At 41.2% G+C, this 22199-nt stretch carries 19 protein-coding genes and 5 tRNA genes; 7 read left to right on the forward strand and 17 right to left on the reverse strand.

Annotated elements, in window-relative coordinates:
- Positions 1–80: 80 nt before the first annotated feature.
- The 5 genes from MTN97_RS02370 to pspA form a co-directional block, all read right to left on the reverse strand.
- Positions 81–1109, reverse strand: coding sequence for a TIGR01620 family protein (locus MTN97_RS02370; RefSeq protein WP_248473591.1), 1029 nt, complete (start codon positions 1107–1109; stop codon positions 81–83).
- Complete coding sequence (locus MTN97_RS02375; protein ID WP_248473592.1) at positions 1106–2524, reverse strand: YcjX family protein; 1419 nt, start codon at positions 2522–2524, stop codon at positions 1106–1108. The genes MTN97_RS02370 and MTN97_RS02375 overlap by 4 nt, the downstream gene beginning before the upstream one ends.
- 63 nt (positions 2525–2587) lie before the next feature.
- Entirely contained in the window at positions 2588–2986 is a 399-nt protein-coding gene (pspC, locus tag MTN97_RS02380; protein WP_248473593.1) for an envelope stress response membrane protein PspC, read from the reverse strand.
- A complete protein-coding gene (pspB, locus tag MTN97_RS02385) occupies positions 2983–3216 on the reverse strand; it encodes an envelope stress response membrane protein PspB (protein WP_248473594.1) in 234 nt (77 codons plus the stop codon). Before pspB ends, pspC begins: the two co-directional genes overlap by 4 nt.
- A 66-nt stretch (positions 3217–3282) precedes the next feature.
- Positions 3283–3942 carry a phage shock protein PspA gene (pspA, locus tag MTN97_RS02390; protein ID WP_016899278.1) on the reverse strand — a complete coding sequence of 220 codons (660 nt, stop codon included), beginning with the start codon at positions 3940–3942 and terminating at the stop codon, positions 3283–3285.
- 186 nt (positions 3943–4128) lie between these two features.
- Between pspA and pspF the strand changes: the two genes are divergently transcribed.
- The 6 genes from pspF to MTN97_RS02420 are packed head-to-tail and all read left to right on the forward strand — an operon-like array spanning position 4129 to position 10480.
- On the forward strand, positions 4129–5190 hold the full coding sequence (gene pspF, locus MTN97_RS02395; RefSeq protein ID WP_248473595.1) for a phage shock protein operon transcriptional activator: 1062 nt from the start codon (positions 4129–4131) through the stop codon (positions 5188–5190).
- Positions 5191–5204: 14 nt separating this feature from the next.
- On the forward strand, positions 5205–6812 hold the full coding sequence (locus tag MTN97_RS02400; RefSeq protein ID WP_248473596.1) for an ABC transporter substrate-binding protein: 1608 nt from the start codon (positions 5205–5207) through the stop codon (positions 6810–6812).
- Positions 6812–7846: an ABC transporter permease gene (locus MTN97_RS02405; RefSeq protein WP_248473597.1), complete on the forward strand. Its 1035-nt coding sequence runs from the start codon at positions 6812–6814 to the stop codon at positions 7844–7846. The genes MTN97_RS02400 and MTN97_RS02405 overlap by 1 nt, the downstream gene beginning before the upstream one ends.
- Complete coding sequence (locus MTN97_RS02410) at positions 7833–8726, forward strand: ABC transporter permease subunit (RefSeq protein ID WP_069438639.1); 894 nt, start codon at positions 7833–7835, stop codon at positions 8724–8726. The genes MTN97_RS02405 and MTN97_RS02410 overlap by 14 nt, the downstream gene beginning before the upstream one ends.
- Positions 8727–9719 (forward strand): oligopeptide/dipeptide ABC transporter ATP-binding protein, encoded by a 993-nt coding sequence (locus MTN97_RS02415; protein WP_036981906.1) that lies wholly within the window; start codon positions 8727–8729, stop codon positions 9717–9719.
- Complete coding sequence (locus tag MTN97_RS02420) at positions 9719–10480, forward strand: ATP-binding cassette domain-containing protein (RefSeq protein ID WP_214552121.1); 762 nt, start codon at positions 9719–9721, stop codon at positions 10478–10480. The genes MTN97_RS02415 and MTN97_RS02420 overlap by 1 nt, the downstream gene beginning before the upstream one ends.
- Positions 10481–10531: 51 nt before the next feature.
- Here MTN97_RS02420 and ppiD read toward each other — a convergent pair whose 3' ends face one another.
- The 11 genes from ppiD to MTN97_RS02475 form a co-directional block, all read right to left on the reverse strand.
- Positions 10532–12433: a peptidylprolyl isomerase gene (gene ppiD, locus MTN97_RS02425; RefSeq protein WP_248473598.1), complete on the reverse strand. Its 1902-nt coding sequence runs from the start codon at positions 12431–12433 to the stop codon at positions 10532–10534.
- Between the two features lie 172 nt (positions 12434–12605).
- The gene (locus tag MTN97_RS02430; RefSeq protein ID WP_255314649.1) at positions 12606–12962 is read right to left on the reverse strand and encodes an HU family DNA-binding protein; all 357 of its coding nucleotides are present in this window, start codon (positions 12960–12962) and stop codon (positions 12606–12608) included.
- Between the two features lie 126 nt (positions 12963–13088).
- Positions 13089–15449, reverse strand: coding sequence for an endopeptidase La (gene lon, locus MTN97_RS02435; protein ID WP_036981902.1), 2361 nt, complete (start codon positions 15447–15449; stop codon positions 13089–13091).
- Between the two features lie 149 nt (positions 15450–15598).
- Positions 15599–16882 carry an ATP-dependent protease ATP-binding subunit ClpX gene (clpX, locus tag MTN97_RS02440; protein WP_248473599.1) on the reverse strand — a complete coding sequence of 428 codons (1284 nt, stop codon included), beginning with the start codon at positions 16880–16882 and terminating at the stop codon, positions 15599–15601.
- A gap of 131 nt (positions 16883–17013) precedes the next feature.
- Positions 17014–17631 carry an ATP-dependent Clp endopeptidase proteolytic subunit ClpP gene (clpP, locus tag MTN97_RS02445; RefSeq protein WP_013465450.1) on the reverse strand — a complete coding sequence of 206 codons (618 nt, stop codon included), beginning with the start codon at positions 17629–17631 and terminating at the stop codon, positions 17014–17016.
- 159 nt (positions 17632–17790) lie between these two features.
- On the reverse strand, positions 17791–19095 hold the full coding sequence (gene tig, locus MTN97_RS02450; RefSeq protein ID WP_036981899.1) for a trigger factor: 1305 nt from the start codon (positions 19093–19095) through the stop codon (positions 17791–17793).
- Between the two features lie 353 nt (positions 19096–19448).
- Positions 19449–19525 (reverse strand) — tRNA-Pro (locus MTN97_RS02455).
- Between the two features lie 56 nt (positions 19526–19581).
- Positions 19582–19658, reverse strand: a tRNA-Pro gene (locus tag MTN97_RS02460).
- A gap of 17 nt (positions 19659–19675) precedes the next feature.
- Positions 19676–19751, reverse strand: a tRNA-His gene (locus MTN97_RS02465).
- A gap of 24 nt (positions 19752–19775) precedes the next feature.
- A tRNA-Arg gene (locus tag MTN97_RS02470) sits at positions 19776–19852 on the reverse strand.
- 55 nt (positions 19853–19907) lie between these two features.
- Positions 19908–19984 (reverse strand) — tRNA-Pro (locus MTN97_RS02475).
- Between the two features lie 349 nt (positions 19985–20333).
- On the opposite strand from MTN97_RS02475, the gene folD reads away from it, so the two are divergent.
- Positions 20334–21188 carry a bifunctional methylenetetrahydrofolate dehydrogenase/methenyltetrahydrofolate cyclohydrolase FolD gene (gene folD / locus MTN97_RS02480; protein ID WP_036981898.1) on the forward strand — a complete coding sequence of 285 codons (855 nt, stop codon included), beginning with the start codon at positions 20334–20336 and terminating at the stop codon, positions 21186–21188.
- A gap of 30 nt (positions 21189–21218) precedes the next feature.
- Here the strand turns inward: folD and MTN97_RS02485 are convergent, their stop codons facing one another.
- Complete coding sequence (locus MTN97_RS02485; RefSeq protein WP_248473600.1) at positions 21219–22115, reverse strand: DMT family transporter; 897 nt, start codon at positions 22113–22115, stop codon at positions 21219–21221.
- Positions 22116–22199: the final 84 nt, after the last annotated feature.

The following is a 22199-nucleotide window of genomic DNA, read 5'->3' on the forward strand; positions in this document are numbered from 1 at the left end:
TTTAAATCACAAGCATGCCGGATGCTCAGATGGCTATTTGTGCAAACTTTACTCAAAAAGCTGTACACAAATATTGCCAACTATTTACTCTCCGCTCTCTTAGTGCGACTCATAATTTTACTCGCAATTCCTTGAACAGTGCCTTTTAACAAGCTGCGTTTATTTTCAAGACGCGGTAAGGGTCGACTTAATTCCATGGCTTTATAGCCTATACGAGCTGTAAATATACCCGCACTGACGCCTTGCGCGGCTCGCCCTGAAAGTTTGCCTAATAGCTCAGCACTAAGTGCTGTGGCCGCTAAATCAGATACAAGCTCTGCACTGCCTACAAACATGACTTGCTTTAACAGCATTCGGTAGAGCTTAATGCGACTGGCGTAACCAAAACCAATGCCATAAATTTTACCTATTTGCTCGATTAATTTTGTACCGCGCCAAAGCACCGCCATCATATCCACCAGCGCAAGAGGGCTTAATGCGACTAATAAGGCTGACTCTGTTGCAAAGCGGTTTATAAGCTTTTTAGCTTGGGTGTCTTGCCTTACCAGTAGGCTATTAGCGTAAAGTGTCATTATTTCTTTATCACTATGGTGCGTAGCAACTTGGTTTTTAAAGTTTTCAAAATTGTCTAACTGCTGGTGCTTGTTCAATTTTTCAAGCCAAGGGAGTGCACCACCCACTTGCTCACTGTTTAATAGCCTATCGGCTTCATGGCGATGCAGCTGATTACGCTTTAAACTGCGCAACATCAGATATTCTCGCCATAACAATCTTGTTATTAATAACACACCGCTTACCACAGCGGTTAAATAAATACTGCCCAAAATAAGCGATTGCTGATAAGCAAGCACAATAGAAAACCCAAACTCTAGCAGTACTAAAATAATAAAGCTGAGCGCAAACAAGCCTTTTAGCGTTTGCCATTTTGACTTTTTATACACCGGATCTAAATCAACTTCAGGCTCAAGCGCATCATCCTCAACCTCAGAGGTGTAATCACTTTGTCCGTGTTCAATAATTTTAGCGGATGTTAACGCAGGCTCGTTTTGCTCAATACTTGGTGCACTAATACGACGCCCTGCTTGAAACTGTTGCGTTGACTCACTCATGTTAATTTATCTCCTAGCAGGTACTGCATCACATGATCTAATCGAATATGTTTAAGTTGTTTGTCGGGGCTTGGCATCGGCGAAAATGACAAAAATTCAAACCCTTGCTCTGGCCACTCACTTTTATTAAGCATTCTACTTGGCGGCTCTGGTGGTAAATAAGTCAGCCACTCATCCTCATTTAAAGGTTTACCGTAAACGCAATCAAGAGTTTGACCTTTATCAACCACTTGGCGAGGCTGGGTTGCGGTAATTGATGACATAGCCATAGTTTCAATTTGTACACCATCAAACTTTAAATGATTACTTTGCTCTTTAACCAGCGAGTCTAGTAACAAGGCTAACGCTTTATGATGCTTAGCGCTGATGTGATCTGACTTATTAGCAGCAAACAATATTTTATCAATATTCGGTTTGAATAAACGTTTAAAAAAGCCAGACTCCCCATAACTAAAATGGGCCAACAATTGATTAATAACACGGCTTTGCTCATGCAACGTTTCATGGCCTTCATTTAATGCACTGAGTACATCAACCAACACAATTTGGCGGTCAAAATGACGAAAATGCTCATTATAAAATGGCTTAACGACTTCTTTCACGTAAGCGTTAAAACGTTTAATTAAATGCGCTAAATTAGAACCCGCCACTACATCGTCTTTCATTTTTTCAGGATTAATTGGAAAAAATAACAATAACGGCGCACCTTGCAAGTCGCCTGGCATTAACATTCGCCCTGGTTGTAGCATCGCAAGTTTAGTGTCTTTTTTTAGCCCTACCAGCATGCGTTGATAAAGTTGTGCAATGTTAGCAAGCTCACTTTCATCCACAGGGGCATGTAAATCAAGTTGCTCTACGGCGTGTAAAAAATCGCCTGAGGTAGCGCTGCGAGGAGACTGATTTAATAATGGGTATTGCTGTTCACTCCACGCAGTATAGCTTTGTTCAAGCATAGGTAAATCGAGCAGCCATTCACCTGGATAGTCAATAATATCAAGGTATAACGTTGATTGCGGTGAAAAATGACCTCGCAGACCCGCATTACTTTGGTATTTAATCGCTAAGCGCAGGGTATTTATTCGCTCTGTAGACGCCGGCCAAGCAGGGTCACCTTCCATTGGCAGTAAAGCATTTATTGCACGGTTAAAGTCAAAGGTGGGCACGTTTAATGCTTCTTGCGGCACAATTTTAGTGGCAATATGACGATGCTCGCGCATCACATCAAAAAAAGGTAAGTTGTTGTCATTCGCCTGAGAGGTTAAGTGCTTAACTAACGCACTGATAAACGCGGTCTTACCACTGCCGCTCAACCCAGTTACGGCAAGCTTAACATGTTGGTCTAAACTACGGTGCAGGGCTTTTTGTGCTTTGCCTTTAAAGGTTTTAAAGGTCTTTTTTGCAAATGATTGGCTCATAAAGTGTTTTGCACCCTATCTGCCGTAATTGTTCACGTTACAAACAAGGTGCCTATCAATCCTTTAAAGTTTATTAATTTCACGACTGACCGTAAATTCGCTTGAGGTAACGTAACGTTCCATCTCTTGTAAGCGAACATCAACACGCGTTAAACGCTCTTTTAAGTCTTGTAATGCACGACGAGGTGGCTCGCCCTTTTGCCATACTTTAAACTTAACTTCCAGTGGGTCACCGCTATAAGTTGAATGCGTTTTATGTGTTGCAGCAGGTTTTTTATCTAAAATAAACCATGCTGCAATGTACGCTACCACAAATAATGGGCCACCGGTTAGTAGTACCGCACTAACAAATATAATGCGAACTAACCATAACTCCATATTAAAGTAGTCACTTAAACCGGCACATACGCCAGCTATTTTGCCGCGTTGTGGGTCTCTTAATAATTCGCGTTTAGTGTTCATACTTTTTGTCTCCACTGAGGTGACTCTTGATCAAGCAACGCTTCTAATGTTTTTACTCTATCAGCCATTTTTTCAGCTTTTTGTGCAAGCTCCAATAATTGGCGATGCTCATGCTCACTCAACCCTTGGCTTACTTGCTTTTTGCTACGGTAGTGTAAAATTAACCACAGTGGCGCAACAAAAATCATAAATAAGATAAAGGGGGCAACTAGTATCTCTGGATCAAACATAATCCTCTCCTGACAATCCATATTCTATGTTGATGTCAGGGGCACGTGGCCCCTGATATTATCGTTTTATTTATTTGCGAGTTTCTTTTTAAGTTCAGCTAACTCGTCATCAATCTTTTCATTCTTTTGTAAGTCTGCAATTTCATCAGCTAACGTTTGTTTACCTAAATCGTAAGACTCTATTTGAGATTCTAGCCCATCAATTTTGGTTTCGTAACGTTCAAAGCGATTAAGTGCATCCTCTACTTTAGAACTATCAAGCGCTTTTTTAACTTCAAGGCGCGACTCAGCCGAGCGTTGACGTAAAATAATCGCTTTTTGACGTGCCTTAGCATCTGCTAGCTTTTCTTGTAGCGTAGTTACCTCTTGTTGTAGCTTCTCTATATGAGACTCTACATGGTCAAGTTCACTTTCTACCGCAGCAACTGCGTCGGCTGATTTTTGCTTTTCAAGTAATGCTGAGCGTGCTAGATCGTCACGATCTTTGCTCAGTGCCAATTCGGCTTTGTCTTGCCAATCGTTTACTTGGGCTTTTAGTGTATCTACGCGACGTACTAATTCTTTTTTCTCAGCGAGTGTTTTTGCTGATGTAGAGCGGACCTCTACCAGTGTATCTTCCATCTCTTGGATAATAAGACGAACCATTTTTTCAGGGTCTTCTGCTTTATCTAAAATGGCATTGATATTAGAATTAACAATGTCTGCAAAACGTGAAAAAATTCCCATAACATATACCTCTATTATTTAATCTAAATGTGTCTGCTTTTATTAGTATCAATATGCTTGCCAACTTTTTTAATTTTAAAATAGCAATAAATTTCAAATAGTTAAATGCAAATTACAAATTACTTTTGTTGTTAATCATAATGAAATACACTAACTGTTAGTAAAAATGACTAAGAGTTAGGAAATATGAGTCAATATCGCCAACAGGATAATTTGCTCGGCCAATCAGACAGCTTTTTATCGGTTCTTGATCAGGTATCGCAGCTAGCAAACCTAGATAAACCCGTACTTATTATTGGTGAACGCGGTACCGGTAAAGAGCTTATTGCAGCACGTTTACACTTTTTATCCAAGCGCTGGGATCAAAGTTACGTCAAACTCAACTGTGCGGCATTAAACGAAAATCTACTCGAAAGTGAATTATTTGGCCATGAAAGTGGTGCATTTACCGGCGCAAGTAAACGTCATGAAGGCCGATTTGAGCGGGCTAATAGCGGCACCTTATTTTTAGATGAGTTGGCAAATACTTCTGCCCTAGTGCAAGAAAAGCTATTAAGGGTAATAGAGTATGGTGAGTTTGAGCGTGTTGGCGGCAAACAAACGGTTAAAGTAGATACGCGCTTAGTCTGTGCGACCAATGAAGACTTACCGCATTTAGCGCAGCAAGGTGAATTTAGAAGCGATTTACTCGATAGGCTCGCATTTGATGTAATCACTCTACCGCCACTGCGCGAACGCCAAGACGATATTATGTTATTGGCTGAGCAATTTGCAATGAATATGGCACGCGACTTAGAGTGGGAGCTATTTAGTGGTTTTACTCGTAATGCACAAGAAAGTTTACTTAGTTATGAGTGGCCGGGTAATGTGCGTGAGCTTAAAAATGTGGTGGAGCGAAGCCTTTATCGCCACGGCAATGAACACATCCCTGTGCATAAAATTATTTTAGACCCTTTCGAAAGCCGCTTTAGACCTAAAGCACGTATTAAACATACACAAGCCCCTGTTGCTGTGCAAAATGAAGTTGTTAACACCCAGCCTACAGAAGCGCCTGTAACACCGAGTTTAGGTAACGCAGAACTTGAGTTTCCTTGTGACTTAAAAACACTCTCTAATGAATTTGAGATCACATTAATAAAAAAAGCATTAGAACATAGTCAATTTAATCAAAAGAAGACTGCAGAAGTACTTGGTTTAACGTATCATCAATTACGTGGTTATTTGAAAAAATACAATTTGCTGGAATAGTAGAGGTTGTGCGGGTGCGTAAATTATTACTTGCTTTATTATCATTGAGTTTAGTAGGTTGCATTGATAGTAAAGAAGAAATCTTAGAAGAAAAAAACCAAGGCCTCGTTTATTGCGCTGAGGCAAATCCTGTGTCGTTCAATCCACAAGTCACAACCACAGGATCAACCATCGATATTATTGCTAACCAGTTGTACGACCGGTTAATTAGTATTGACCCTGTGACCGCCGAATTTAAAAGCGAACTAGCCACCGACTGGAAAATTAGCAAAGACGGTAAGTCTGTCACATTTACTCTGCGCAAAGGGGTTAAATTTCATACCACCGCGTATTTTACTCCAACACGCGAATTTAACGCTGATGACGTCATTTTCACTTTCAGTCGTTTATTTGATGTATACAACCCCTATCACTTTGTCGGTGATGCGAATTACCCCTACTTTCAAAGTGTGGGTATTGACCAACTTATTCGTAAAATTGTCAGGGTGTCTGATCACCAAGTTCGGTTTGAATTATTTAACGCAGAAAGCAGTTTTTTAGCGAATATGGCGACCGATTTCGCCGTGGTGCTCTCTAAAGAATATGCCATGGCGCTCAAAGCCAACAACCAAGAAAACCTATTTGATCAATATCCAGTTGGCACCGGTCCTTATATTTACAAAGAATACCGACGAGACCATTTAGTACGCTTTTATAAAAACGCTGACTATTGGAAACACGAGGTGACACTTGAGCAGTTGGTGTACGACATTACCCCTAATGGCACTACGCGTATTGCTAAAATTCTTACCAAAGAGTGTGACGTAACTGCGCATCCTAGCAGTGCACAGTTAAGTATTTTAGCTCAGCGAGATGATATTAACGTTGAAAAGGAAACCAACTTAAACATAGGTTACTGGGCATTTAATACCGAACGCCCTCCGTTTGATAACTTAAAAGTACGCCAAGCCTTAGTACATGCCATTGATATAGAAAAAATAATGCAGGCAGTTTACTATGGTAATGGACTTCGTGCGCGGTCAATATTACCACCCACGTCGTGGGCGTTTGAAGCACAAAAGAACATGCCAATTTTCGACCCACAACTGGCAAAAAAATTATTAACTGAAGCAGGTTTTCCAAAAGGGTTTGATATGAGCATTTGGGCTATGCCTGTCAGCCGTATTTATAACCCCAATGCACGAAAAATGGCAGAGCTGATGCAAAGCGATTTACGCAAAATTGGCGTTAACGTTAATATTGTCGAGTATGAGTGGAACACCTTTATTCAACGCATAGGCGAGCACCGTCACGACAGTGTATTATTAGGTTGGGCAGCAGATACGCCAGATCCTGATAACTTTTTTAGCCCGTTACTTAGCTGCACCGCGACCTTCAGTGGCAAAAACCCAGCGAACTGGTGTAATCCTGAATTTGATTTACTGTTAACTAAAGCTCTCGATACGACCGATTTAAATTTACGTAAACAATATTACGACGCAGCACAAAGCATGATCATCAAACAATTGCCTTTACTGCCAATTGCCCATGGCATGCGTTTTCAGGCAAGTAGTGCTGATGTTGAGGGGATCACACTCGGGCCATTTGGCGCTATTTCATTGGCTAACGCGAGGAAGAAGTAATGTTATTCGATTATATTTTACGCCGCCTCGGATTGTTATTTTTCATGGTGTTATTACTGAGTATTTTTACTTTTTCGCTGAGCTACTTATTCCCTGGCGATCCACTGAGTAACTTAAGCGGCATACCAGACACTAACTTTACTCAAAATGTACAGCTAGAAGAAAAGTACCTGTTTAACAGTAACTACTTTATGCAGTACATTGCCTTTGTCGGGCGAATCGTACAAGGCGATTGGGGCGTGTCGTTTGCCTCGGGGAGCAGTGTTTTTGCTCACGTGGTTGATTTAATTCCTGCAACGTTAGAGCTAAGTATCTATGCGTTATTTATTTCGGTGGTAGTGGGTGTGCCTGTCGGAATTTTAGCATCGGCTTATCATAAACAATGGCTTGATAAATTAATTAGCTCAACAGCTATGGTTGGCTATTCTATGCCTATTTTTTGGCTCGCGTTATTACTAATTATGGTTTTTTCGCTCAAACTTGGCTGGTTTCCCATGTCGGGGCGAGTGAGCTTATTGTATGAAATACCTGCCAGTACGGGGTTTATCTTACTGGATATTTTACTTGCTGATTTTCCCTACAATGGCATGGCAATGCTTGATGCACTGCATCACCTAACGTTACCTACCATTGTACTGGCTATGTATCCAACTACTGTATTAGTGCGCTTTACTCGCGAATCGATGTTAAAAGTGATGGATCAAAACTTTATCAAAACAGCTCGCGCCAAAGGCCTTACCCGTGGGCAGCTTATTATTCATCACGCCCTGAGAAATGCATTACTGCCAGTCATAAAGCAAATTGGTTTGCAATTTAGCACCTTGATCACCCTTGCTATGATCACCGAGGTTATTTTTTCATGGCCGGGGATTGGCCGTTGGTTAATAGACAGTATTTATCAACGTGACTACCCTGCTATACAAGGGGGGTTAATGGCCGTTTCTTTTTTCATTATTATTGCGACAATTATGGCCGAACTGACCTACACCCTACTCGATCCTCTGTCTCGGAATCAAGCGCATGGCAAAGTTTAACTTATTTTCAGAAGATTCAAATAAATCGCCATTAGCGAGACTCTGGCGAAAGTTTAAAAATAACCACCCTGCACTGGTTGGTTTATGGGTGTTTATTGCCTTTAGCCTGTTAGCGGCTACCGCACCTTTTCTTGCGCCTTATGGGGTAAATCAACAGCACAGTGATGCACTATTACTACCTCCCTCGTGGAATGAAATGGGCGATGTGCGGTTTATACTTGGCACCGATGATTTAGGCCGAGATGTGCTGTCCCGTTTAATGAATGGCGCCACATATACGTTCGGGTTATCGGTTGTGGCTGCACTGATCACCACTGTTATTGGTGTGTTGCTAGGTACCTTTGCAGGGATCAACAAAGGCATACGTTCTAGTTTTTTGAACCACTTACTGGATGTAACGCTGTCAATTCCCTCATTGTTACTGGCCATCATTATTATTGCTATACTCGGTCCTGGATTAATGAATACCGTATGGGCAATTATTTTGGCCTTATTACCCCAGTTTATTCATTCAATTAGAAACCTGATAGTTGACGAACTTGGCAAAGATTATGTTACCGCCTACCGCTTAGATGGCGCCTCTAAATGGCATATTTTATCGCGCGGGATTTTTCCTAATGTGTATGAGTATATTGTGGTTATTTTTACTATGGCCCTCTCCACAGCTATTTTAGATATTGCTGCGCTAGGGTTTTTAAAGCTTGGCGCACAGCCGCCCACCACTGAATGGGGTGCTATTTTGGCTGAAAACTTAGGGCTTATTTACTTAGCGCCATGGACAGTGGCACTTCCGGGTGTACTGCTATTTTTAGCCGTTCTTTCAACAAACTTGGTGGGCGATGGACTTCGCAAAGTTTTACAAGCGCGTAAGGCCGATTAAATGCATTTACTAGATATTCGAAATTTAACCATAGAGCTGCAAACGTCTGAAACTGCTATTCGCGCTGTTGACCGAGTAAGTTTTAGTTTAAAAGAAGGTGAAGTACACGCTTTAGTGGGAGAATCAGGCTCTGGAAAAAGCTTAATTGCAAAAGCCATTGTAGGCGTACTTAACGAACGCTGGGTTATAACCGCCGATAGAATGCATTGGCGCGGTGTTGATTTAATGCGCCTCACACCTGAGCAGCGCCGTAAAACCGTCAGCCAAGACATTGCAATGATTTATCAAGATCCAAGTCGCTGCCTTGACCCTACTGCAAAAATATTTAACCAAATCGCTGAAACACTGCCTGAAGTAGCCGCCAAAGGGTTTTTCTTAAAACGCAACCGAGAGCGTAAAGACCGTGTTAAAGCCTTAATACATAAAGTAGGTATTAAAAATCATGAAGCCGTGCTTGATAGCTACCCTCATGAACTCTCTGAAGGTGTGTGTCAAAAAGTCATGATAGCCATGGCCATTGCGCGTACACCTAAGTTGCTCATTGCTGATGAGCCCACAACCGCACTAGAGAGTACCACTCGTGCGCAGGTATTTCGATTATTAAAAAGTTTGAATCAGCTAAAGAATATGTCTATTTTGATGATTTCCCATGAGCTAGAAGAAATAGTAAATTGGTCACATGGTATTCATGTTTTGTATTGCGGACAAATGGTTGAAGCCGGTCCAACGCACCTTATTTTTAGCCAACCGCGTCACCCTTATACGCAGGCTTTATTAAAAAGCTTACCTGATTATGAGCACGGCTTAGCACATAAAGAACCTTTTTATGCATTAAAAGGTACCATACCTACACTACAACATTTACCGATTGGTTGTCGTTTAGGACCGCGTTGCCCGCAAGCACAAAAAGAGTGTGTGGTTGCCCCTAAACTCTCTAAACACCACGGCCATAGTTACGCGTGTCACTTTCCATTGATCAAGGAAATAAAATAATGCAACCCTTGTTAAAAGTTCAAGCCTTATCAAAAACCTTTAACATACGTGCAGGTTTATTTAGCCGTAAAAAATTTGATGTACTAAAAAACATCTCATTTTGTATTGGTAAAGGTGAAACAATTGCCATTATTGGGGAAACCGGTTCAGGAAAAAGCACCTTGGCTAAATTATTAGTGGGTGCATACAGTGCCGATAGCGGGCAGATATTATTAGAGAATAACACCATAGAAAACAATGGTAATCGTGATGCCCAGTGTCGTTATATCCGAATGATTTTTCAAGACTCCGCCACCTCTTTAAACCCAGCAGTGACCATTGCTGAAATGCTCGATGATTGCTTAAAATTCAATACTGATTTTGATAGAACTCAACGTAGTGAAAAAATTGGTAGTACGCTGCTTAAAGTGGGTCTACTGGTCGATCATCAGCAATACTATCCGCATATGTTTAGTGTAGGGCAATTACAGCGTGTAGCGCTCGCTCGTGCGCTTATATTAGATCCTAAGGTTGTTGTGCTCGATGAGGCACTTTCATCGCTTGACCCTTCTGTAAGAGCGCAAATAGTAAACTTATTACTTAAACTACAGCTTGAAACTGGCTTAACCTATATTTTGATCACCCATCATTTAAGTTTAGTGCGCCATATTAGCGACCAGCTAGTGGTACTCAATAAGGGTGAGATTGTTGAATACGGTGCCACAGAAACTATTTTTCAAAACCCGCAGTCAAAGGTCACCCAGCGCCTGTTAAGTTGTTAATGAAAAAACAAAAAAGGCGCCAATTGGCGCCTTTTATAGTTTAGCTATGATTTATTCAGCAGGTTGCGCTGCTTTTGGTACTTTTAGTTCCGCTTGTTGCTTAAGCGACTCAATGAATACCGTATAGTTTTTCTGTGCTTGGGCCATGGTGATATTTTGCTTCATTTGTGGCTCAATGCTGTCACTCACTGGTGCATCATTTACCGCATTAAGCGCAACAATAGCAGCATCACCATTGTTTAAGTTAACTACATCATAAACTGCGCCATCATGTGGGTGCGCCATTTTAAATATTTGGGTAACAATAGCAGGCGAAACAGCAAAGCTTTCACGAGTAAGTTGCGACTCATGACGAACGCTTAGTGACTGCTCAGCAGCAACGTCATTTAAGCTCTTACCGTCTTTGATTTGTGCAAATAAGGTACGTGCTTTTTCTTTAGCAAGATCCGACGCTTTTTCGTTTACTAAGCGTGTTTTAATTTGCTCGCTTACTTCGCTCAATGCTTTAGTTGCAGCTGGTTGATGCTCGTTAACACGAACCACAATCACGTGCTCATTACCAAGTTCGATTACTTCAGAGTTTACTTTATCTTCTAGTAATTCAACTGATGATAATGCGGTTATAACCGCAGGATTATTAAGCGGCTCAGGAAGCGCACTCAGTGCTAATAGCGGTGTAGATTGTACTTCAACACCTGCTACTTCAGCAGCATCGTCTAAGCGGTCAGAAATTTCAAAGGCTAATGCACCCATTTCTGTTTGCTTCTCGTAAAACGCATCCACTTTTTCAGCTTGCTCAAGTTCAGCGCGTAAATCGGCTTTAACGGCATCATAAGGTTTAACTTGCTGCGATTGAATGTCTGTAAGTTTAATGATGTGATAGCCAAATTCAGAGGCTACTACATCAGAGTAATCACCTTTGTTTTGCAGTGCAAAAGCAGCATCCTCAAATGCAGGTTCCATGACATCACGTTCAATCCACTCTAAGTCACCACCCATTTCGGCGCTAACAATATCATCTGACGACGATTCAGCTAATTGTGCAAAATCAGCACCCGCATTAAGCTGGGCTAATAAAGATTCAGCTTTGGCTTTTGCCGCATCGTCATCTTCACTGTTATCAATTAAAATATGTGATACACGACGTTTTTCAGGCTCAACATATTGCGCTTTACTCTGCTCATAATATGCTTTTACGTCGTCTTCGCTTACCGATGCAACATCGATATCATCTGCATCTAACTCAATGTAATTAACTGAAATAAGCTCTGGCGATAAAAATTGCCCTGCATTTAATTCGTAATAATCAGCCACTTCTTGATCAGTAACGTCAACATCAGCCTGCATTGCTTGTTTATCAATGACTAAATAATCAATGCTGCGAGTTTGTTGTTGCAGTGCAATGGCTGATTTAAGCTCGTTTTGCAATGCAAAGTCAGTTCCTGCAACCGCTGACACTAACTGGCTACGTGTCATATCATCACGAAGGTACTCTCGAAATGAATCAGGTTGGAAGTTCATTTGACGAATCACTTGTAAGTAACGGTCGTTATTAAATTGATCGCCAATTTTAAAATAAGGAAGCTCTAAAATTGTTTGACGAATACTTTCATCACTCACACGCAGACCCAGCTCAGTCGCTAACTGGCTTTGTAATTCTTGTTGTACTAAACGGTCAATCACGCCTTGACGTATTTGAGCCATATAAGTTGGATCGGCTGCTATTTGGGTAAAATATTCACCAAATTGTTGTTCTAAGCGGCTACGTTCATTTTGAAACGCACGGCTAAATTCTGTTTGGCTAATTTTAATTCCATTTACTTCAGCAACGGGTTGTTCTGTGGTTTGACCTAAGTAACTACCGATCCCAGCTAAGGCAAAAGATAAAATCACCGCGCCTAAAATGACTTTGGCTACCGGCCCTTGCGAACCTTCTCTGATTTTCTCAAGCATTTGTTTATCTCTTTTCTGACCAAGGTCTTTTCTACCTTGTCATATGTAAAAAAGCGTATCTTACCAGATACGCTTTTTCACTTGAAGTAACTGGCGGTGAAGTAACTTAATCTATCGATTGCAATAATTAAGCGTCTCTTTACTCGCCATAACTAAATTGTTTACACAATGATTAGTTTACTGCGTCTTTAAGCGCTTTACCGGCTTTGAAAGCTGGGATGTTAGCTGCAGCAATTTGAATCGTTTCACCAGTTTGTGGGTTACGACCTGCACGAGCAGCACGCTCACGTACAGAGAAAGTACCAAAACCAACAAGTGCAACTGAGTCGCCATCTTTTAGCGCGCCAGATACAGATTCGATGAATGAATCTAGCGCACGACCTGCAGCCGCTTTAGAAATGTCAGCATCAGCTGCGATTTGATCGATTAATTGAGATTTATTCACAATATCATCCTCTTTCATTGTTGTTATCAAGAGCGATTGTTTTTTTAAACTAACATCACTGTTTTGAAATTTTTGAGCATTTATTTAAAGCTCATATGATTATATTTTTCTTAAGCCTAGGCCCAGCAAGGGCTAGGCTTGAAAACCAGTGCTTAACTTATCATACCGTTTAGATTTGAAAAGCCCCTAAAAGCACTTTTTTTGGCTTTTTTACTGCTTTTTCGGAGTTTCGACTGAAAAACTATCAACTGGATGCACTAAAGCAAGCTTTAATACCTCATCAATCCATGTAACTGGGTGAATATCAAGACCCGCCAATACATTGTCAGGTATCTCTTTTAAGTCACGTTCGTTAATTTTTGGAATGATGACCGTTTTAATCCCACCACGGTGAGCCGCTAATAATTTCTCTTTTAAACCACCAATAGGCAATACTTCACCACGTAAGGTAATTTCACCTGTCATGGCTACATCAGAGCGCACCGCATTACCGGTTAAGCTTGAAACCAAACACGTTACCATTGCAATACCGGCACTTGGGCCATCTTTAGGTGTTGCGCCCTCAGGTACGTGTACATGAATATCGCGTTTTTCATAAAAGTCGCTATTAATACGCAGCTCATCAGCACGATTACGAACAACGGTCATCGCCGCTTGAATCGACTCTTGCATCACATCGCCTAACGAGCCTGTATAGGTCAACTTACCTTTACCTGGTACTGCAGCACATTCAATCGTGAGTAAGTCACCGCCTACTTCTGTCCATGCTAGGCCAGTAACTTGGCCAATACGGTCGCCGTCTTCTGCTTTACCATAATCAAAGCGTTGCACACCTAAGTACTCTTCAAGGTTATCTGCATCGATCGTCACTGTTTTAGTGTCTTTCTCGATTAAGATATTTTTAACTGCTTTACGACATAGCTTAGATACTTCACGCTCTAAATTACGCACGCCCGCTTCACGGGTGTAATAGCGGATAATACCAATGATGGCACTGTCGGCAATTTCAACTTCTTTAGCTTTTAAACCGTTACGCTTAATTTGCTTAGGAATTAAGTGCTCTTTAGCAATATTTAGCTTTTCGTCTTCGGTGTAACCCGATAATCGAATCACTTCCATGCGGTCTAATAAAGGCCCTGGAATATTAAAGCTATTTGAGGTTGCAACAAACATCACATCAGATAAGTCGTAATCAACTTCTAAATAATGATCCGCAAAGTGACTGTTTTGTTCAGGATCCAGTACTTCTAATAATGCTGATGCAGGGTCGCCACGCATATCCGCTGACATTTTATCAATTTCATCTAACAAGAATAACGGGTTTTTAACGCCCACTTTAGTCATGTTTTGAATCAACTTACCAGGCATAGAGCCAATGTAAGTACGACGGTGACCACGTATTTCGGCTTCATCACGCACGCCACCCAGTGCCATACGAATGTACTTACGACCCGTTGAACGCGCAATAGATTGCCCAAGTGAGGTTTTACCCACCCCCGGCGGCCCAACTAAACACAAAATTGGCCCTTTAAGTTTATTGGTACGCTGCTGTACCGCGAGGTACTCAATAATGCGTTCTTTGACTTTATCAAGCCCGTAGTGATCGCTATCTAGTATTTTTTGCGCACCGGCTAAATCTTTTTTCACTTTAGAGCGTTTTTTCCACGGTACGTTGATTAACGTATCTATGTATGAGCGAACAACACTGGCCTCTGCCGACATCGGCGACATCATTTTAAGTTTGTTAAACTCTGCGGTGGCTTTTTCTTTTGCTTCGCTGGGCATACCTGACTCTTCGATGCGTTTTTTTAGCGCTTCGAATTCATCTGGTACATCATCAATTTCGCCAAGCTCTTTTTGAATCGCTTTCATTTGCTCATTGAGGTAATACTCACGTTGCGATTTTTCCATCTGCTTTTTAACGCGGGTACGAATTTTTTTCTCAACTTGCAATAAATCTATTTCACCTTCCATTAGCGCCATTAAGTACTCCAAACGCTCAGTAACGCTTGATATTTCAAGTACTTTTTGCTTTTCAGGCACTTTTAATGGCATATGTGCAGCCATGGTATCAGCAAGACGCGCTGGCTCATCAATACCAGAGACCGAGGTCATCACTTCAGGTGGGATTTTTTTATTTAATTTTACGTAGCCTTCAAACTGGCTTAATGCACTGCGAATAAAAATATCTTGTTCTTGTTCGTTCACTGAATCCGATTCAATAAACTGTGCATTGGCAACAAAGAAGTCTTCGTTATCAACAAACTCTTCGATATTCGCACGCTGCGTGCCTTCAACTAATACTTTTACTGTACCATCGGGTAGCTTTAATAATTGAAGTACAGTCGCAATTGTCCCAACACGATAAATATCGTCTTTCTCAGGCTCATCTACAGTTGCATCTTTTTGTGCAACTAAGAAAATTTGTTTGTCTTTGTCCATTGCCGCTTCTAGGCATTTTATTGATTTTTCACGGCCTACAAAAAGCGGGATCACCATGTGTGGATACACCACAACATCGCGCAGTGCTAGCACAGGGATTTCGACTCGATCGTTTCTCTCAAGCGTCATTGTATTTTCTCTTTGCACTTCATTTATTTAAAGATTACTCAAGTATATGGGGATAACCTAATTAAAGTTCAACAATTTTTGCCAACTCGATTAAATTAATTATAAAAAAAAGGGAGCCAATGGCTCCTTTTTTATAATTCGCTCAGAATTTAATCTGCTGCTGCGTGTTCTTGATTACTGCTGTCATAAATCAAGATTGGGTCAGACTCACCTTTAATGACGGTTTCATCAACAACCACTTTGCTTACGTTACCAATTGAAGGCAGCTCATACATAGTATCAAGCAATACACCTTCTACGATTGAACGTAGGCCACGCGCACCGGTTTTACGTTCCATTGCTTTGTGAGCAATAGCACGTAGTGCATCATCACGAAACTCAAGTTCAACGTCTTCCATACCAAACAATACTGAAAACTGCTTAGTAATGGCGTTTTTAGGCTCACTTAGAATCTGTACCAGCGCGGCTTCATCAAGTTCAGTCAATGTTGCAACTACAGGTAAACGTCCAATAAACTCTGGAATTAAACCATATTTTACTAAATCTTCTGGCTCAACATCTTTAAATGTTTCACTCAAAGAACGACTCGCCGCCGACTCTTTAACGTCAACACCAAAACCGATACCGGTGTTTTTGTGGCTACGCTGCTCAATAACTTTATCAAGACCAGCAAATGCACCACCACAAATAAACAGGATCTTAGAAGTATCTACTTGCAGAAACTCTTGCTGTGGATGTTTACGTCCACCTTGTGGAGGAACAGAAGCCACTGTACCCTCAATCAGTTTAAGTAAGGCTTGTTGTACACCTTCACCTGATACATCACGTGTGATTGATGGGTTATCTGATTTACGAGAAATTTTGTCGATTTCATCAATGTAAACAATACCACGTTGTGCTTTTTCTACGTCGTAGTCACATTTTTGTAGAAGCTTTTGAATAATGTTTTCAACATCTTCACCTACATAACCGGCTTCGGTTAGTGTAGTGGCATCGGCCATAGTAAACGGCACATCAAGTAAACGAGCTAACGTTTCAGCTAATAATGTTTTACCACTCCCGGTTGGGCCAATTAATAAAATATTACTTTTACCTAGTTCAACGTCTTGTTTAGTTGATTGATTGCGTAAACGCTTGTAGTGATTGTAAACCGCTACAGACAATACTTTTTTAGCATGGTCTTGACCAATAACGTAGTCGTCTAAGTGGTTACGAATTTCTTTTGGCACAGGTAATTTGTCAGCGGCATCATGCTTAGGCGCGATGTCTTTAATTTCTTCCCTGATAATATCATTACACAGCTCTACACATTCATCACAAACGTATACTGAAGGTCCTGCAATTAACTTTCGAACTTCATGCTGGCTTTTGCCACAAAAAGAGCAGTATAACAATTTATTACTTTTTTCGCCGTCTGTAGGAGTGTCAGACATTCAGCTACCTCATTTTATTACGTTGGCCACCAAAGTCTTGGTGGCTATTTTAATACGCTTTAACTATACCAAAATTTAGTGTTTTTCGCATAGTAACTCTCATTAGCAAGCATCACTGCTTGCAGGCATACTTACTTGCTACCGCGATTAGTAAATACTGAGTCAACAATACCGTAATCTACAGCTTGGCTTGCACTCATAAAATTGTCACGGTCTGTATCGCGTGAAACAACGTCAAGCGGTTGGCCAGTATGCTCAGCCATTAAGCGATTTAACTTGTCTTTAATAGACAGGATTTCTTTCGCGTGTATTTCAAAGTCAGACGCTTGACCTTGGAATCCACCTAACGGTTGGTGAATCATCACGCGTGAGTTTGGTAAACAAAAACGTTTACCCTTCGCGCCACCAGACAGTAAAAATGCGCCCATACTAGCCGCTTGGCCTACACAGATTGTGCTTACGTCTGGTTTAATGAAGTTCATTGTATCGTAAATAGCCATTCCCGCAGTGACAGAGCCACCCGGTGAATTGATATATAAGAAAATATCTTTCTCTGGGTTCTCTGATTCTAAAAATAGCATTTGCGCTAAGATCAGGTTTGCCATGTTGTCTTCAACTTGGCCCGTTAAAAAGATAATACGCTCCTTTAATAGCCTCGAATAAATATCAAACGAGCGCTCGCCTTTAGCTGTTTGCTCAACAACCATAGGGACTAATGCGTTTAGGGGATCTGTCATACCAGTGTTCATACTTATTTAATTCCTTATGCGCTTATACTTATTCTGAGAAAAGCATAATGATCATTTTTAGCTAATTAAGAACCACAAACTAAAATGGCCCGGGCACACTGCATAAACAGAGTAACACGAGCCATTTAATCGTTAGCGAGCGCTTAAGTCAATGACTTATTATGCACCTTGCTGTGGATTCATGATGTCATCAAATGCTTTTTCAACATCAGTCACAGTTGCTTTAGCTAAAATAGCTTCAACAGCTTGCTCTTCCATTGCTACATTACGCATTTGCTGCATTAGTTGATCATTTGCTTTGTAGTATTCTACTACTTCAGTTGGATCTTCGTATGCAGAAGCTACAGTAGCAATCAATGCTTCAACTTTAGCGTCATCAACTTTGATGTCATTCGCTTTAATCACTTCACCTAATAATAGGCCAGTTTTAACACGTGTTACAGCTTGTTCGTGGAACAATTCAGCTGGAAGCTCTGGCATGTTTTGACCATTGCCACCAAAACGTTGAGCAGCTTGCTCACGTAGAGCGTCAACTTCTTGGTCGATTAATGCTTTAGGCACTTCAACTTCGTTTTGCTCTAAAAGACCTTTGATTGCTTGGTCTTTTACGTTAGCTTTAACTGCTTGGTCTAGCTCACGCGTCATGTTCTTTTTAACTTCTTCTTTAAGCGCGTCTACGCCGCCTTCGGTAACACCGAATTTAGTTGCAAACTCATCGCTTAATTCAGGTAATTCTTGCGCTTCCACTTTTTTCACTGTGATAGTGAATTGAGCCGCTTTACCTTTTAAGTTTTCAGCATGGTAATCTTCAGGGAAAGTTACATCAGCAACCACTTCTTCGCCTGCTTTTTTACCAACGATGTTATCTTCAAAACCTGGGATCATACGACCTTGCCCAAGTTCTAATGGGAAGTCTTCAGCTTTGCCGCCTTCAAATTCTTCGCCGTCGATAGTGCCAACGAAATCAACCGTTACACGGTCGTTTGCGCCAGCCGCTGCATCAACATCAGCCCAAGAAGCGTGTTGCTTACGAAGTGTTTCTAGCATGTTTGCTAAATCTTCGTCCGTAACTTCTACCGCTGGTTTTTCAACAGCAATTTTCTCTAAACCTTGAACTTCAATTTCAGGGTAAACTTCAAATGTTGCTGAAAACTCTAAATCTTTACCTGCTTCAAGCGCTTTAGGAGCAAATGTCGGTGCGCCTGCAGGGTTAATTTTTTCAGCAACAATTGCTTCAATGTAATTACGTTGCATTACTTCGCCAGCAACTTCTTGACGAACAGCTGGTCCGAAACGCTTGTTGATTACTGATACTGGAACTTTACCAGCACGGAAACCGTCGATACGCTGCGTTTTTGACAGTTGTTGTAAGCGTTTTTTTACTTCGGTCTCAACGTTCTCTGCAGGAACGGTGATGGTCAGACGGCGCTCAAGGCCTTGAGTCGTCTCAACAGAAACTTGCATGATTTACCTCAATATTCAATTTTGGCGACTGTTCGCCTTCCTTACAAACAAAGTAATCTATAGGCGTCTTGATAAAATTCAAGCTTTGGGCTTAAAAAAATCCGTCGCTACCAGGAGATACCATTGCTGCTCTGCCCTTCGGGCACTATATTATTAAACAAATAGACGCGGCATTATAACCTAATATTTATGATAGTCGAGTGTAGGGGGCAATTATTTGGGGTAGATCAGGGTAGATAACGACTAAGCGAATAAAAAACAGACTAATTAAGTGAAAATACGATTAGTAAAGAAAAAATTAAGGGTGTTGCGTAATAAAAGTAGAATTTAGATGTGTTTTACTTAGGGGGAAATGGTCGGCGATGCAGGATTTGAACCTGCGACCCCTTGGACCCAAACCAAGTGCGCTACCAAACTGCGCTAATCGCCGATGTAGATATTTTCTCGAATACTCAAATTTAGGATTTAAGACCACTTATAAGAAAGTGGTCGGCGATGCAGGATTTGAACCTGCGACCCCTTGGACCCAAACCAAGTGCGCTACCAAACTGCGCTAATCGCCGATATTCTTTTTTGTAATTGGGGTGACTGATGGGGCTCGAACCCACGACAACCGGAATCACAATCCGGGGCTCTACCAACTGAGCTACAATCACCACGGCATTACAATGTTTTCAAAATGGCGCACCCAGAAGGATTCGAACCTTCGACCGACGCCTTAGAAGGGCGTTGCTCTATCCAGCTGAGCTATGGGCGCATCGAAAACTTCATAGTTCACTAGTAAGTTAAATTGTTATGAGTAAACATAAAAATGGTCGGCGATGCAGGATTTGAACCTGCGACCCCTTGGACCCAAACCAAGTGCGCTACCAAACTGCGCTAATCGCCGATACTTACTATTGTCTGCGAGTGACCTCGTTGACAACGGGGTGCATAATAGTGATTTGACCGGGTTAGGTCAAACGTTTTTTTAAGAAAAAAAATCAATTGCTCATTTTTAGTTCATAATGCTCAAATATTACGATACAGGGATAAATTTTAAACTCTTTTTTTATAATTCGGGGGCTTATAATTTAAAAGCAACTTGGCGCTCAACCGCTTTTCTGCGAAAATAGTCGCCATATTAAAAAATGAGTAAGGTAAAGGTGTTTTTCTTTATCGGCATTTTAACCCCTATATATGCATTCGTTTTTTAAATGTATCGGTATCAAGTTAATTAACCTAATTAAAGGTCACCCATGACGGCAAACATCATTGATGGTAAAGCAGTAGCAAAACAAGTACGTAGCGCAGTGGCTGAACGAGTTTCAGAACGTGTTGCACAAAACCTAAGAGCCCCAGGATTAGCTGTGGTGCTGGTTGGACAAGACCCAGCAAGCCAAGTTTACGTTGGTTCAAAACGTAAAGCCTGTGAAGAAGTTGGTTTTATTTCTAAATCATTTGATTTACCCGCAGACACTACAGAGCAAGCACTATTAGCATTAATTGATGAATTGAATGTTGATGGCGAGGTTGACGGTATTTTAGTGCAACTTCCTTTACCTGCAGGCTTAGACGCGGAAAAAATTCTTGAGCGTATTACCCCGCATAAAGATGTCGATGGCTTTCATCCTTATAACATTGGTCGTTTGGCGCAGCGTATGCCAGCCCTACGCCCATGTACACCTAAAGGTATTATCACCTTATTAGATTCAACTGGCGTGCGTTACAAAGGCATGCACGCAGTGGTTGTGGGCGCCTCTAATATTGTAGGTCGCCCTATGTCACTTGAACTGTTGTTAGCTGGCTGTACTACTACTGTTTGTCATAAGTTTACCCAAGATTTAGAAACCCATGTTCGCCGTGCTGATTTACTGGTTGTTGCCGTAGGCAAACCAGAGTTTATTCCTGGCGATTGGATAAAAGACGGTGCGATTGTTATTGATGTGGGTATTAACCGTTTGGACAGCGGTAAATTAGTGGGTGACGTTGAGTACGCCGTTGCAGAACAAAAAGCTGACTTTATTACTCCTGTACCAGGTGGTGTAGGCCCGATGACAGTTGCCAGCTTAATTGAAAATACATTAGAAGCGTGTGAGAAATATCACAGCTAATAAGCAAAAATAAAGCAATGAAGAGCCCGCTTAATTGCGGGCTTTTTGTATCATCATTCTACGTTTTATTAAGTCCAAGCCTTGTGGCAAAACCGAAAACACAATCATTAATAACATAATCGCGTATTGCCAATTTGCATACTGCTCGTTAATTAATATTCCTGCACATAAAATACCGGCAATTGGGTTGGCTATAGTGCCAAAAGTAAATTCAACTACTGACATTCGTCCTAATAACCAAACATATAGGATGTAAGCCAAAGCAGTATTAGGTATCACCAGCCAAAATAACGCCAGCCATTGGGTGCTAGTTATTGATGCAGTTAAAAATTGATACTGCTGTGGAGCAAAATAAAAAGCTTGAACCATAGCGGCAATTGCTAGCAAGCTACCGCCAATGATTAACTGCCAGGTGAGTACCGTCCACCAGTGTACTTTAGCGGTTACTTTTTTTACCAGCGTACTGCCTATAACAATAGTTAATAGCGCCCCTAGCAGTGCCACTACTCCCAATATATTAAGTGCTACATGTTGTGGATCAAATAAGCGCCATGCTAAAACCACTAAAGCAAGGGCACAAAAACCTTGCACTAGCGCAGGCTGTTGGCGTTTAACAAGCCAGGCATACAATAATGCCACTACCGGTACAGACACCATACCCACGCCTGCAATAGCTGCAGGTAGGTTAATTGCCATTACAAAAATAAAACTAAAAAATAGCGCAATATTAATCGTGCCGATTAAAAAGATACCAGGCCATTGCTTTGCTGTTGGCCAAGAAGGTTTAAATAACAGCAATAATAAACCAGCAGGCAGTGCACGTATGGCTCCTAATAAAATTGGCGGCCACTCTGGGGTTGCGTATTTAGTTACCGCATAAGTTGTTCCCCATAAAAAAGCAGGGATCATGGCAAGTAAAATATTCATTAATTTTCCATTTTTAAACTGATGAATGCGAGTTTAAAACCTCAACCATAATTGAAGTCAAGAATATCAATTTTATTAAAAACA

The organism is Pseudoalteromonas sp. 2CM36K (assembly GCF_023161865.1).
GTDB lineage: Bacteria > Pseudomonadota > Gammaproteobacteria > Enterobacterales > Alteromonadaceae > Pseudoalteromonas > Pseudoalteromonas tetraodonis.